Source organism: Actinoplanes oblitus (assembly GCF_030252345.1).
GTDB lineage: Bacteria > Actinomycetota > Actinomycetes > Mycobacteriales > Micromonosporaceae > Actinoplanes > Actinoplanes oblitus.
On record NZ_CP126980.1, the window covers coordinates 240,791 to 254,325 of the forward strand.

Here is a 13,535-nt window from a genome sequence, read left to right on the forward strand (position 1 = left end):
TTTCGGAGCGGCCGCTTAGGCTCCTCGGACTTTCTCCCCGCCGCCCGCGCGGCCCCAAGTCCGAAGTCGGTGTCCATGCGTTTGCGTGCCCTGCTCCGCCGCCTCGTTCTGCCCCCGGTCGCCGCCGGGCTCGCCGTGTCCGGACTGGCACTGCCCGCCCAGGCGGACGCCCTGGTCGGCTTCCCGGTGCTGCTGCTGAACATCACCGACACGGTGACAGTGCTCGACGGCCAGTCGAAGTCGGTCAAGTTCGACGTCTACAACCTCGGTGGCGTGGACGCGAAGAACGTCGTGATCGGCTTCGCCGACGGCCCCGGCCCGGTGCCGGCCGACCTCGGCTTCGTGCCGCCGGCCGGCTGCTCGGTCACCGCCTGCAAGCTCGACAAGCTGGCGGCCGGCGAGCGGCGCAACTTCAGCTTCACGGTCCGGCCGGACGTGGCCTCGAAGACCAACCTGACCTCGCACTTCGACGTGACCACCACGGTCGGCGGCGAGGAGCACGACAAGGTGCAGCTGACGGTGGTGCGTACCACCAAGAAGGGCGTCGACCTCGAGCTCGCCGACATCAAGGACATGCGGCTGAACCGCGGCCAGTCCGCGGACCTGCCGGTGCTGGTGAAGAACACCGGCAACACCGAGTCCGGGCCGCTCGGCCTGGTGGTGGCCGCCCAGCCAGGAATCCAGCCGATCCTGAACTACCGCAACTGCGAGAGCGACGAGGACTTCGGCGGCATCGTCTGCGTCATCGACGAGCCGCTGGCCCCGGGTGAGTCGGCCACCCTGTCCCCGGCCACCCCCGCGAAGATCAAGGTCGGCGTGGACGCGCCCGGACCGGTCGATTACTTCACCGGCGTGGTCGCGGTCGGCCTGACCGACAAGTACGTGGCCGCCTTCGCCAAGCGGAACGCCGGCAAGAAGGGCACCGACCTCAAGCTGCAGAAGGCGATGTCGGTCGCGGCCCTGGGCGACGACATCGCGGACGGCCTCGACAAGGGCCTCGACGACGACCTGAACCCGGCCGACAACCTGACCGAGTTCATGGTCAAGGTGGGCAGGTCGGACGCGGACAGCAAGGCCATCGGCGGCGTCTTCCACGGCACCGCGGGTGACGAGGTCACCGTCAAGGTGGGCACGCAGAACCTGGGCCCGACCGCTACCGTGCCGCTGAGCACCAAGTGGGTCGGTTACGTGCACGTCAAGGTGCCGGCCAACGTGCGGCTCACCGAGGTCGACAAGATGTGCCTGCCGGGCACCTCGCCGTCGAAGGTCGACCTGGACGGCAAGCTGGACAGCCGGGACTGGGTCTGCCTGGTCATCGGGCAGCTGCCGAAGGGCGGCAAGAGCCTGTTCGCCTTCCAGGCGATGATCCAGGAGGGTTCGCACGACGCCGGGTTCGTCCAGGTGGACGGCGGGGTGCAGGACACCAAGCACAAGAACGACCGGGCCGCGCTGACCGTTGACGACGGGACCGGCGGCGAAGGTGGCGGGCTGGCCATCACCGGGCCGTCGGCGCTGCCGCTGGCCGGTGGCGGCGTGGCGCTGCTGGCGGCGGGCGTGATCGCCTTCCGGTTCGCGCGTCGCCGACGCATCGTCACCGTGGTGGAGTAACGCTTCGCTTCAGTGAGGGCCGGGTGCGGTGCACCCGGCCCTCACTGCATCCCGGGCCCTACCGAGCCCGGTCGTTGTCGTTTCCGGTGCTCGGTGTGGGGCCTTTGTTACTCGCGGTCTCGCTGGGCCGGTCTTTGTCGTTTCCGGTGCTCGGTGTGCGGCCTTTGCTACTCGCGGTCTCGCTGGGCCGGTCCTTGTCGCTTCCGGTGCTCGCTGTGCGGCCTTTGGTGCTCGCGGTCCTCGATCAGGGGTTGAGGATGGTGTCGAGGGCGGCGAGATCGGCGGCGGTGAGATCCCAGCTGGCCGCCGCGGCGTTCGCCTGGACCTGCTCGGGGGTGGTGGCGCCGGCGATGACGCTGGTCACCGCGGGGCGGGCGGCCAGGCCGGCGATCGCCACCTCGAGCAGGCTGTGCCCGCGCTCGGCGCCGAACGCGGTCAGCGCCTCGATGGTGTCCCAGTCGGCGGCCTCCAGCCAGGAGGCGTAGCGCTCCTGGGACAGTCGGGTGCCGGCGGCTGCTTTCTGGTCACGCCGGTACTTGCCGGAGAGCAGCCCCGAGTCAAGCGGGAAGAACGGCAGCAGGCCCAGTCCGAAGCGCTCGCAGGCCGGGACGACCTCGGTCTCCACCTCCCGGTGCAGCAGGCTGTACCGGTTTTGCGCGCTGATGAACGGGGTGAGGTCGGCCGCCCGGGCGGTCCAGTCGGCATCAGCGATCTGCCAGCCGGAGAAGTTCGAATTGCCGAGGTAGCGCACCTTGCCGGAACGGACCAGGTCGTCCAGCGCGGCAAGCGTCTCCTCGATCGGCGTCGCCGGGTCGGGCTCGTGCAGCTGGTACAGATCGATGTAGTCGGTCTCCAGCCGGCGCAGCGACGCCTCGACCGCGCGGATCAGGTAACGCCGCGAGCCGCGGGCGCCGAAGTCCCGTCCGTTCATCCCCTCCATGTTCATGCCGAACTTGGTGGCCAGCACCACCTCGTCCCGGCGGCCCTTGAGCGCCGCGCCGAGCAACTGCTCCGAGCTGCCGTGCGGGGTGCCGTAGATGTCAGCGGTGTCGAACAGCGTGATCCCCGCGTCGAGCGCCGCGTCGACGACCTCGCGAGTGCCGTCCGCGTCGAGCTTGCGACCGAAGTTGTTGCAGCCGATGCCGACCACGGACACGACGAGGCCGGATTCGCCGAGCCGGCGGTAGCTCATCTCACTCATGTCCCGAACCTTAGTTCGCGGGTGGTGCCGGAGCCGGGAAAGAGGTACATATCGGTTGGTGTCTATTGACACCGGTTGTTACTCCTCGCATGCTGATGAGCACTCTCGGGAAGGTGAAATCAGCCTTTGTCGGGTAGGCTCCAAGCCGCCGCGTCCATCGTGGACTCGCCCACGATCGGTTCACGATGGGCGCGGCCCATGCCCACTGGCCAGCCCGCCGCCCGAGGCCGCGCACGCCGCCGGGAGCGCCCGCCCGCCGCCCGTGCGCCGCCGCCCGAAACGCCCGCAGCAGCCGCCCGCGGCCGTCGGCCAATGCGCCCTCCCACTGCCGCCCCGAAGCGCCCGCCCGTCGCCCGTGCGCCGCCGCCTGGAGCGCCCGCCCGCCGCCAGCCGAAGCGCCCGCGGCAGCCGCTAGCAGTAGCCGTCCGCGGCCGTCGGTCAAAGCGCCCGCCCGCCGCGCCTGCGCGCCGTCGGCGAAGTGCCTGCCGTGGCGGGTGCGTCGCCGGCCGCAGTCCTCACGCACTCGATTCGAGCGCCAGGTCACACTCCTCGCGCGGCGGTCCGCTCGGTCGGGCCGCGGCCTCACCTTTGGCCGCGCGCCGCTTGCTTCCCTTGGCCGCCCGCGGTTGAGGCGGTTGTCGGTCAACTAGGTGCGTAGCGCGGCCTTTGCGGTTCGGTTGGGCGGGCCGTGGCTTTGGTGTTCCGCTGGCGAAGGTGGTGCGTGCTGCTTGGTCGGATGGGGGGTGTGGTCGCTCGTGCTGCTTGGTCGGATGGGGGATGCGGTCGCTCGTGCTGCTTGGTCGGATGGCCGGTTGCGGTGGTTCGTGCTGCTTGGTCGGATGGCGGGCTGCGGTCGCTCGTGCTGCTCGGTCGGTCGGCGGGTTGCGGTGGCTCCTAATTAGTCCTCGGTGGGGGCGGCCAAGTCGCGGTAGATGGGGCGCAGGAGGTCGATGAGCGGGATGTGTCGCACCTTGATCGGTGGTGGGTCGAGGGCGCGTAGCAGCAGCTCCGGTGGGGTGCTGCCGCGGGTTGGTCGCTCGCGGAGGCGGCCCAGGCTCACGGCGGGGGAGTAGAAGTCGGTGAGGCGGTCGGCGAGGGGCTCGTCGGGGACCGCGAGTGGGTCCACCGCCTCGCCGGGGTCGGCGGTGCCGCGCAGGGCGTCGAGCAGGGGCTCGCGAGCGCGACCGCGCCAGGCCAGGACCAGGAACGGGTCGTCGTCGAAGGCCTCGGCCAGCACATACAGGGCGGCGGAGCCGTGCTTGCACGGGACGCCCCAGTCGGGGCAGGAGCAGTCGATGTTCAGCTGCGACGGGAAGAGTGGCAGGCCGAGGTCGGTGAACAGGTCGACGATCTCGCGCGGCATCTCGCCGGCCAGCAGGGCGGCGCGGTAGAGCGCCTGCGCACCGAGCGCCTCGGTGATTTCCGTCCACTGTGCCTCGTCGAACGCGGCGATTCGGATCGTCACCTGGTACGGCGTCGGGCGGGAGCCCTGCACCCGGGCCACCAACTGCCCCGCGCTCAACGCGAAGTCGATCACCTGGCCCTTGCGCGCATAGGCGCGGCCGCGCGACAACCGGCCCGGATCGCACACCTCCTCCAGCACGTCCACGAAGCGCCGTGACCACCACTGCTCGCCGATTTTGCCCCGTTTTGAGCGGACGGCGAGCCCACCGTCCACTTCGATCGGACGACCCGCCTCGTAGAACCGACCGGACTTGTCGAAGGGCATCTCAACCCACCGCCGCGGGGTCCAGCGCGAACAGCTCGCGCAGCTGATCGGTGCTCAGGTCGGTGATCCACTCCTCGCCGGTGCCGACGACAGCGGAGGCCAGTGCCTTTTTCCGCTCGATCATCGCGTCGATCTTCTCCTCCAGCGTGCCGGTGCAGATGAACTTGCGGACCTGCACATCGCGCGACTGTCCAATCCGGAATGCGCGGTCGGTGGCCTGGTCCTCGACAGCCGGGTTCCACCACCGGTCGAAGTGGACGACGTGGTTGGCGGCGGTGAGATTCAGGCCGGTGCCGGCGGCTTTCAGCGAGAGCAGGAAGAGCATCGGCTCATCGGCGGTCTGGAACCGCTCGACCAGCTCGTCGCGGCGGGATTTGCTCAGGCCACCGTGCAGCCAGAGCACTGGGCGGTCCAGGTGAGCGGCGAGATACGGCTGGAGCAGCGAGCCCCACTCCGCGTACTGAGTGAAGACGAGCGCCTTGTCGCCGTCCTCGACGATCTCCTCGGCCAGCTCCTCCAGCCGGGCCAGCTTGCCGGACCGGTCGGGCAGCCGAGAACCGTCTTTGAGCAGGTGCGCCGGGTGGTTGCAGACCTGCTTGAGCTTCATCATCGCGGCCAGTACGTTGCCCCGCCGCTGAATGCCCTCGCTGCTCTCGATCTCGGACATCATGTCCTCGACCACGGCCTGATAGAGGGTGGCCTGCTCGGGGGTGAGCGTGCACCACACCTTCATCTCGTTCTTTTCCGGAAGGTCCGAGATGATGGTCTTGTCGGTTTTCAGGCGACGCAACACGAACGGCCCGGTCGCCCGTTTCAGCGCGGCGGTCGCATCCTCGTCCTGGTTGATCTCGATCGGCTCCTGGAACCGGCGCCGGAACCTTTTCGCCGGCCCGAGCAGTCCGGGGTTGCAGAAGTCCATGATGGACCACAGCTCGGCCAGGTGATTCTCCACCGGGGTGCCGGTCAGAGCGAGGCGCGTCCGGGCCGGGATGGCGCGGACGGCCTGGGACTGGCGCGTCCCGCTGTTTTTGATCGCCTGGGCCTCGTCGCACGCCACCCGGCTCCAGCTGATCTCGCGAAGCGCCTCCAGGTCCCGCGACGCCGTGCCGTAGGTGGTGAGGACCAGGTCGGCGCCGGCCACCGCGGCCAGGAAGTCCTCGCCGCGCTGCCGGGTGGCGCCGTGGTGCACGTAGACCCGCAGGGCGGGCGCGAACCGGGCGGCCTCCTTGCGCCAGTTGGTGATCAGGGACATCGGGCAGATCAACAGGGTCGGTGCGATCTCGCCCGGTGCGTGGCCGAGCCGCTCGGTGAGCAGCAGCGAGATGGTCTGCGCGGTCTTGCCGAGGCCCATGTCGTCGGCGAGGATCCCGCCCAGACCCAGCCGGCTCAGGAAGTGCAGCCAGGACAGGCCGCGCTCCTGGTACGGCCGCAGGGCGCCCTGGAAGCCGGCCGGGGTGGGCATCGGGTCGAGACGCTCCGAGGCCTGGCCGGAGAGCAGGTCGCCGAGCGTGCCGTCGGCGTCCACCTCAACCAGCGGCAGGTCCTCCTCGCCACCCTCGACCACCTGCTGCAGCACCTCGGCGGCGGTGAGTTCGCCCTCGCGCCGCCGGCCGACCGCCTTGAGCGCGGCCTTGAGCTGGCGATCGTCGAGCTCCACCCACTGCCCGCGGACCCGGACCAGCGGCACCTTGAGCCGGGCCAGCTCGGCCAACTCGTCGGCGCTCACCACGCCGTCGCCGATCACCAGGTCGAGGCGGAAGTCGACGATCTCGGTGAGCCCGAAACCGGAATCCGCGGCGGCGCGGGAGGAGCTCCCGGACTTGGACTTGGAACGGGTGGTCAGCTTGAGGCCGACGCCCTTGCGCCCGGCCCAGGACGGCAGCTGCACGCCGAACCCGGCCGCCTGCAGCAGCGGGGCGGCCTGGCGGAGGAAGTCGTAGGCCTCGGCGGTGCTCAGGGTCATCGCGGCGGGCTGCTGCTGCCGGAGCGCCTCGTGCAGCGCCGGGAACAGCCGGACCGCCCGGCCCAGCCCGGCGAGGAGTGCCTCGTCGGGGCGGCGCGGCAGGCCGGGGAAGCGCTCGCCCGCCCAGACCGCCTCGGCCGGGAGGTAGAGCCCGGAGTCCTCGGCCGACTGCAGGGCGAACTCCAGGTCCCACTCGTCCTCGCCCGGCTCCGGCTCGATCAGCCGGAAACTCACCCGGATCGGACCATTCGCCGCCTGGGCGGCGCGCATCCAGTCGTCCAGGGCCTTGCGCAGGTCGCGCAGCTCGGCGGCGGGTGCGTCGGGCAGGGTGGGATCGGTGGCGGTCAGCGCGCCGACCCAGCGGTCCGGCAGCGGCGCGCGGGGACCGGCCCGGTGCCCACCCAGAATCTTCTCCGGCAGGGTCGAGCGGGCGGCCGCGTCGAGCATCGTCTCCAGTGCGTCTCGCAGCGTGCGCCCGGCCTCATGCCCTGCCGAGCCGTCCCCGGCGGGAGTGGCGCCGACGGGTGCCGGGGCGGCCGGGAGGGAACCGGTGGGGGCCGCGGCGGTGGAGGTGGCGGGGGCGACGCCGGGCCGGGTGGGGGTGCCCGGGCGGGAGGAGGGGCCCGGGGCGGGAGCGGTGAGGGCTCGGACGACCGGCGGCATGCCGGCCGCGAAGTCACGGTAGGTGGCCAGGTCGGGGCCGGTGAGCACGGAGCGCCACCGGGCCGCCGGCACGCCCTGCTCGATCACCAGCTGGGGCAGCATGCGGCCGCGCCGGGCCAGGTCGCAGGCCCAGCCGGCGAGCAGGCAGAGGTAGCGCAGCGAGGCGCCGGCAACCCACGGCGCGGCCGGGTCGGGCTCGGCGAGCTCGGCCAGCAGGCCCAGCGCGGACTCGCCGGGGACCGCCAGGGTGGGCACGGTCCAGCCGGCGAGCCGGACCCCGCGCGGGGAGGTCGTCTCGACGCCGGTCTCGGGTGAGGGGATCGGGCCGCGTGTCGTCCCGGGCAGCTGGACCAGTGAGGTGCCGGCGGTCGCCTCCGCCAGGTCGAGGGCCGCGCGCAGCGCCTCGGGGCCGGCCGCGAACGGATGTGGCCGGAGCCGTGCCCGGGAGGGTGCGGACTCCTCGATGGCGGGCTCCTCGGCCCAGAGCAGCAACCGGCCGGGCCGCCCGGACCCGGGCACCCAGCCGCCATGAACGACGAGCACTTTCAACCCCCTGCGCAGTCCGTCGAGATTATCGGCTCGCTTACCGCTCGGTGAACTCCGCGAGCTCGTAGACGACCCCATTGGGGTCGGTGACCAGCAGCAGCCGCTCGCCCCAGGGCTCCTCGCGGATCGGCAGGGAGGGCTCGACGCCCTCGGCACGCAGCCGCTCCTGCTCGGCGTCGAGATCGTCGACCACGAACGCGATGATCGTGCCCGCGACCCGCACCTGGCGCAGCTCCGGCGGCAACACCTCCAGGCCGACGCCGTGGAACACCACGTCGACCCCGTCGTCCTCCCGGGTCATCGAGGCGAAGCCGTCAGCGGACATCCGCTCGGTGTAGCCGAAGTGGTCCGCGAGAAACTTGCTGGAGGACGGGACGTCGTCGACGGTGACACAGACGACGGACGACTTGATTCGCATGGCGCCTCCCCAGGGCGAGTTAGCTGTACGCCGTACAGAATACGCCGTACAAGAAAGGAGTGCCACCCCGATGGCCGAAGCGCGCCGCACCATCGACCTCCTCTGGTTTCCGGAGGCGGCCGAGCGCAAGCGAGGCCGCCGTCCGGGCCTGACCGTGGCCCGGGTCGTCGAGACCGGGATCGCCCTGGCCGACGCCGAGGGACTGGACGCGGTGTCGATGCGCCGGGTCGCGAGTGAGCTCGGCGTGGTGCCGATGACGCTGTACACCTACGTGCCGGACAAGGCGACCCTGCTGGACCTGATGCTGGACCGGGTCTACCTGGCGATGCCCCGGCGGGAGCTGCCGGACCGGCCGTGGCGGGAGCGGCTCGCGGCGATCGCGGAGGAGAACCGCGCGCTGGTCGCCGAGCACCCGTGGGTGGCCGGGTTGCCGGCCAGCCGGCCGCCGCTGGGTCCCGGCCTGATGGCGAAGTACGAGCACGAGTTGCGCGCCTTCGACGGCTGCGGGCTGACCGACCTGGAGATCGACTCGTCGCTCACCTTCCTGATCGGCTTCGTGCAGTCCGCGGCGCGCACCGCCGCCGAGGTGCGCGCCGCGACGGAGCGCAGCCAGGAGACCGACTGGGCGTGGTGGCAGGAGCGTGGCCCGATCTTCGAGGTGGTCTTCGACAAGCACGCCTACCCGACCGCGACCCGGGTCGGCGCGGCGGCGGGCGAGGCGCTGGGCACCGCCTACGATCCCGACCACGCCTACGACTTCGGCCTGCGGCGGGTGCTGGACGGCCTGGGCGTGCTGATCGACGGGCGGGGTTCCGGTGACCCGGGCCGCTGACGACGGCCGCGGGGTGGACGTACGCTTCCTGACGTGACGGCGAATCCGGAGATCGACAGCATCCTGCAGCGTGGCGCCGACGGCGGGCGGATCACCCCCGAGGAGGCGCTGCTGCTCTACACGGACGCCCCGTTCCACGCGCTGGGCGAGGCAGCCGACGCGGTGCGCCGCCGGCGATACCCGGACGGCATCGTCACGTACCTGATCGACCGCAACATCAACTACACGAACGTGTGCGTCACGGCGTGCAAGTTCTGCGCGTTCTTCCGGGCACCGAAGCACAAGGAGGGCTGGTCGCACCCGACCGAGGAGATCCTGCGCCGGTGCGGCGAGGCGGTGGAGCTCGGCGCCACCCAGGTGATGCTGCAGGGCGGGCACCACCCGGACTTCGGTGTGGAGTACTACGAGGAGTTGTTCTCCTCGGTCAAGCAGGCGTTCCCGCAGCTCGCCATCCACTCGATCGGCCCGAGTGAGATCCTGCACATGGCCAAGGTCTCGGGCGTCTCGATCGAGGACGCGATCGTCCGGATCAAGGCGGCCGGCCTGGACTCGATCGCCGGTGCCGGCGCCGAGATGCTGCCCGATCGGCCGCGTAAGGCGATCGCCCCGCTCAAGGAGAGCGGCGAGCGCTGGCTCGAGGTGATGGCTGTCGCGCACCGTAACGGGCTGTCCTCGACAGCGACCATGATGATGGGCACCGGCGAGACCAACGCCGAGCGGATCGAGCACATCCGGATGATCCGCGACGTGCAGGACCTCGCCGTGGCCCGGGGTTACCGGGACGTCCCGGTGGAGGAGTCGCACGACGTCGGCGGCTTCCGGGCCTTCATCCCGTGGACGTACCAGCCGGAGAACAACCACCTGAAGGGCCGCACCCAGGCCACCACGATGGAGTACCTGCGGTTCATCGCGGTCTCCCGGCTGTTCTTCGACAACGTCGCGCATCTGCAGGCGTCCTGGCTGACCACCGGCAAGGACATCGGCCAGCTCTCGCTGCACATGGGCGTCGACGACCTGGGCTCGATCATGCTGGAGGAGAACGTGATCTCCTCGGCCGGCGCCCGGCACCGGTCCAACCTGCACGAGCTGATCTCGATGATCCGCACCGCCGACCGGATCCCGGCCTGGCGCGACACCTGGTACCGGCACCTCGCGGTGCACCGGACCGCCGCGGACGATCCGACCGACGACCGGGTGGTGTCGCACTTCTCATCGATCGCGATCCCCGGCGGCGGCCGGAAACAGCTGCCGCTGGTCGAGGCGAGCTGACCGGCCCGCGACCGGATCGTTACTCGCCACCTGCGTACACGACCTCTTCGACGGTTCCCACCTGGCCGTTCGGCCAGGGTGGGGGTCGTCGGACCGGTGAGGGCTGTATTGCTCCTTCGTAACGAGCCCGCCTGTTGCCTGTACCGGCTCTTTCCCGCTGGTTACGTTGCCTGCGTAAGGCAACGGGAAAACCTCATGCGTCGCCAGGCGGTCAGCGTCGGTGACGAGCAGTCGGACCCGACCGATGGCGGTCGTATATATAACGCACAAGGAACGGGCGGGATGGGACACCATCCCGCCCGTTCTGTTGCTGTGAAAGCAGTCTCTTCCGTATCAAGGGTGGCGGGCGGGGCGGTCGGATGGGGCAGAGTTAGTCGACGTGACGCGCGCAGATCTGGACAAGCAGCCGCACGAGGTCGCCGAGATGTTCGACGGCGTCGCCAAGCGGTACGACCTGACCAACACGGTGATCTCACTCGGCCAGGACCGGGGCTGGCGGAAGGCCACCCGGGAGGCGCTCGGCCTGCGGCCGGGTGAGCGGGTGCTGGACGTGGGCGCGGGTACCGGGGTGTCCACCGACGAGCTGGGGCGTTCCGGGGCCTTCGCGGTCGGCGCGGACCTCTCGGTCGGGATGCTGCAGGCCGGCCGGCGGGTGCGAGCCGAGGTGCCGCTGCTGGCCGGGGACGCGTTGCGACTGCCGTTCCCGGACGCCACCTTCGACGCGGTGACCATCTCCTTCGCGTTACGCAACGTGGTGGACACCGAGGCCGCGCTGCGTGAGTTCGGCCGGGTCACCCGTCCGGGTGGGCGGCTGGTGGTGTGCGAGTTCAGCACCCCGGTGAACCCGGCGTTCCGGACGGTCTACATGCAGTACCTGATGCGGTCGCTGCCGGCGGTGGCCCGCGGCGTGTCGAGCAACCCGGACGCGTACGTGTACCTGGCCGAGTCGATCCGGGCGTGGCCGGACCAGGCGGGGCTGGCCGCGCGGATCGCCGGCTCGGGACCGTGGGACCGGGTGGGCTGGCGGAACCTGACCGGCGGCGTGGTGGCGCTGCACCGGGCCACGCGACGGAGCTGACCGCGTACCCGAATCGGATCTTGATCTTGAAGGGTTCGGATGCCGCGCGTCGGTGACAAATCGGGTGTTTGGTGAACAAGGCGCGAAGTGGCTGTTTAGCTCGATGTCATGACGAAACTCGGACAGCTTGAGGACACTGACATCGATCTCTCGATCGACGAGGGCGAGGCTGGTGAGCGGCGCGCCAGCGAACTGGCCAACCGCATCCGGATGGTCGCCGCCCAGGATCCGCTGCTTGCCCAAGACCTGGTAGAGGAACTGATCGTCGCTTTGGACCGAGCGATGGACGGCACTATCCGAGATCATCTCAACGGTCCGGCACGTGGGATCGCGGAGCGCGTTTTGGGAGACTCTGACCCGATTCAGTAGCCTCGTCGAAACAATCCGGTCGACCTGAGTGCAAAGATCGTCGATAGTCGGCCTAGACTCCGACCGAGGCATGCTTGTGAACTAATTCACGAGCACTGCGGATCGGAGGCTGCACCGTGAACGACCACCCGCCATCCACCGTCGCTGACGAGGCAGACGTCATCGTGGTCGGCGCGGGACCGGGCGGCAGTGCGGCCGCCTACCATCTCGCCCGGCACGGTGTCCGGGTGCTGCTCCTGGAGAAAACCGAGTTCCCGCGCGAGAAGGTGTGCGGCGACGGCCTGACTCCGCGCGCCGTCCGTCAGCTGGTCCGGATGGGTATCGACACCTCCGAGAAGGCCGGTTGGCTGCAGAACCGGGGCCTGCGAGTGATCGGCGGCGGGGTCCGGCTCGAGCTGGACTGGCCCGAGCTGGCGAGTTTCCCCGGTTACGGCCTGGTCCGCACGCGCCTCGACTTCGACGACATGCTGGCCCGCCGCGCGGTGGAGGCCGGCGCCCTGCTCCGCACGAACGTGAACGTCACCGGCCCGGTCCTCAATGACGAAGGCTACGTGATCGGGGTCCAGGCCAAGGCCGGTCCCGGAAAAGAGCCGGTCGAGTACCGCGCCCCGCTGGTGATCGCCGCGGACGGCGTCTCCGGCAAGTTCCCGCTGGCCCTGGGGCTGGCCAAGCGTGACGACCGCCCGCTCGGGGTGGCCGTCCGGCGCTACTACCGCTCCGCGGTCAAGGCGGACGACGACTACCTGGAGTCCTGGCTGGAGCTGCGCAGCGCGCAGGACCCGAGCCGGCTGCTCCCGGGGTACGGCTGGATCTTCGGTCTCGGCGACGGCCGGGTGAACGTCGGTCTCGGCATCCTGAACTCGTCCACCGCCTTCGGTAAGACGAACTACCGCAACCTGCTCACCGACTGGCTCGGCTCCACCCCGGAGGACTGGGGGATGCGGGACGAGGCGAACGCGGAGGGCCCGACGCTCGGCGCGGCGCTCCCGATGGGCTTCAACCGGGTGCCGCATTACACCCGCGGGGTAATGCTGGTCGGCGATTCGGGTGGCATGGTCAACCCGATGAACGGCGAGGGCATCGCGTACGCGATGGAGTCCGGTGAGCTGGCCGCCGAGGTGGCGGTGCAGGCGCTGGCGCGTCCGGCGGGCCCGGAGCGGGAGCGGGCGCTGCGGGCCTACCCGGCCGAGCTCAGCCTGCGGTTCGGCGGTTACTACCGCCTGGGTGGCGTGTTCGTGAAGCTGATCGGCAATCCGCAGGTCATGCGGCTGGCCACCAAGCACGGCATGCCGCACCCGACGTTGATGAAGTTCGTCCTGAAGCTGCTCGCCAACCTCACCGACCCGCGCGGTGGCGACGCGATGGACCGCATCATCAACGGCTTGACGAAGGTGGCGCCCGCCGTCTGACGACGGAATCGGGCACCCCGACCAAAGGGATACAAAAGCGAAAAACTAGTGTGAAGCGGCTAACAGTCGTACGGGAGTGAAGATGACGATCAACCCATACGTCCCGATCGTCGGGTTGCTGATCCTCGGCGCGCTCTTCGCGTTGTTCTCGGTGTCTGTCGCACCGATCGTCGGGCCGAAGCGCTACAACCGGGCAAAGATGGACGCCTACGAATGCGGCATTGAGCCGGCCCCACAACCGGTCGGCGGCGGCCGATTCCCGGTGAAGTTCTATCTGACGGCGATGCTCTTCATCGTCTTCGACATCGAGACCATCTTCCTCTACCCGTGGGCCGTCTCGTTCGAGGCGCTGGGCCTGTTCGGATTCGTGGAAATGGTCCTGTTCATCGTCACCGTCTTCATCGCCTACACGTACGTGTGGCGCCGCGGCGGACTCAACTGGGACTGATA

11 protein-coding genes are annotated in these 13,535 nt (G+C 70.2%); 7 read left to right on the forward strand and 4 right to left on the reverse strand.

Translation table 11 applies throughout. The features are described from left to right. Positions 1-75 precede the first annotated feature (75 nt). The gene (locus Actob_RS01140) at positions 76-1,608 is read left to right on the forward strand and encodes a COG1361 family protein (RefSeq protein WP_284918064.1); all 1,533 of its coding nucleotides are present in this window, start codon (positions 76-78) and stop codon (positions 1,606-1,608) included. A 244-nt stretch (positions 1,609-1,852) separates the two neighbouring features. Here the strand turns inward: Actob_RS01140 and Actob_RS01145 are convergent, their stop codons facing one another. From Actob_RS01145 to Actob_RS01160, 4 genes are all read right to left on the reverse strand, one after another. Next, the gene (locus tag Actob_RS01145) at positions 1,853-2,809 is read right to left on the reverse strand and encodes an aldo/keto reductase (RefSeq protein WP_407653534.1); all 957 of its coding nucleotides are present in this window, start codon (positions 2,807-2,809) and stop codon (positions 1,853-1,855) included. An 898-nt stretch (positions 2,810-3,707) separates the two neighbouring features. Next, positions 3,708-4,538 carry an SWIM zinc finger family protein gene (locus Actob_RS01150; protein WP_284918065.1) on the reverse strand — a complete coding sequence of 277 codons (831 nt, stop codon included), beginning with the start codon at positions 4,536-4,538 and terminating at the stop codon, positions 3,708-3,710. 1 nt (position 4,539) lies between these two features. Beyond that, complete coding sequence (locus tag Actob_RS01155) at positions 4,540-7,707, reverse strand: DEAD/DEAH box helicase (RefSeq protein ID WP_284918066.1); 3,168 nt, start codon at positions 7,705-7,707, stop codon at positions 4,540-4,542. 40 nt (positions 7,708-7,747) lie between these two features. Continuing rightward, on the reverse strand, positions 7,748-8,128 hold the full coding sequence (locus tag Actob_RS01160; protein ID WP_284918067.1) for a VOC family protein: 381 nt from the start codon (positions 8,126-8,128) through the stop codon (positions 7,748-7,750). A 70-nt stretch (positions 8,129-8,198) separates the two neighbouring features. On the opposite strand from Actob_RS01160, the gene Actob_RS01165 reads away from it, so the two are divergent. The 6 genes from Actob_RS01165 (at position 8,199) to Actob_RS01190 (ending at position 13,533) form a co-directional block, all read left to right on the forward strand. Next, on the forward strand, positions 8,199-8,960 hold the full coding sequence (locus Actob_RS01165; protein WP_284918068.1) for a TetR/AcrR family transcriptional regulator: 762 nt from the start codon (positions 8,199-8,201) through the stop codon (positions 8,958-8,960). A 33-nt stretch (positions 8,961-8,993) separates the two neighbouring features. Next, positions 8,994-10,229: a cyclic dehypoxanthinyl futalosine synthase gene (gene mqnC / locus Actob_RS01170; RefSeq protein WP_284918069.1), complete on the forward strand. Its 1,236-nt coding sequence runs from the start codon at positions 8,994-8,996 to the stop codon at positions 10,227-10,229. A gap of 424 nt (positions 10,230-10,653) precedes the next feature. Further along, on the forward strand, positions 10,654-11,307 hold the full coding sequence (locus Actob_RS01175) for a demethylmenaquinone methyltransferase (RefSeq protein WP_284922201.1): 654 nt from the start codon (positions 10,654-10,656) through the stop codon (positions 11,305-11,307). A 108-nt stretch (positions 11,308-11,415) separates the two neighbouring features. After that, the gene (locus tag Actob_RS01180; protein ID WP_284918070.1) at positions 11,416-11,676 is read left to right on the forward strand and encodes a hypothetical protein; all 261 of its coding nucleotides are present in this window, start codon (positions 11,416-11,418) and stop codon (positions 11,674-11,676) included. 116 nt (positions 11,677-11,792) lie between these two features. Beyond that, positions 11,793-13,085, forward strand: coding sequence for a geranylgeranyl reductase family protein (locus Actob_RS01185; RefSeq protein WP_284918071.1), 1,293 nt, complete (start codon positions 11,793-11,795; stop codon positions 13,083-13,085). A gap of 82 nt (positions 13,086-13,167) precedes the next feature. Then, positions 13,168-13,533 (forward strand): NADH-quinone oxidoreductase subunit A, encoded by a 366-nt coding sequence (locus Actob_RS01190; RefSeq protein ID WP_014687421.1) that lies wholly within the window; start codon positions 13,168-13,170, stop codon positions 13,531-13,533. Positions 13,534-13,535: the final 2 nt, after the last annotated feature.

Bases quoted from the DNA above. Each gene is read 5' to 3' on its own strand.
- Actob_RS01160 (WP_284918067.1), bottom strand. From the start codon at position 8,128: ATGCGAATCAAGTCGTCCGTCGTCTGTGTCACCGTCGACGACGTCCCG.
- Actob_RS01150 (WP_284918065.1), bottom strand. From the start codon at position 4,538: ATGCCCTTCGACAAGTCCGGTCGGTTCTACGAGGCGGGTCGTCCGATC.
- Actob_RS01165 (WP_284918068.1), top strand. From the start codon at position 8,199: ATGGCCGAAGCGCGCCGCACCATCGACCTCCTCTGGTTTCCGGAGGCG.
- Actob_RS01180 (WP_284918070.1), top strand. From the start codon at position 11,416: ATGACGAAACTCGGACAGCTTGAGGACACTGACATCGATCTCTCGATC.
- Actob_RS01190 (WP_014687421.1), top strand. From the start codon at position 13,168: ATGACGATCAACCCATACGTCCCGATCGTCGGGTTGCTGATCCTCGGC.
- Actob_RS01145 (WP_407653534.1), bottom strand. From the start codon at position 2,809: ATGAGTGAGATGAGCTACCGCCGGCTCGGCGAATCCGGCCTCGTCGTG.
- Actob_RS01140 (WP_284918064.1), top strand. From the start codon at position 76: ATGCGTTTGCGTGCCCTGCTCCGCCGCCTCGTTCTGCCCCCGGTCGCC.
- Actob_RS01175 (WP_284922201.1), top strand. From the start codon at position 10,654: ATGTTCGACGGCGTCGCCAAGCGGTACGACCTGACCAACACGGTGATC.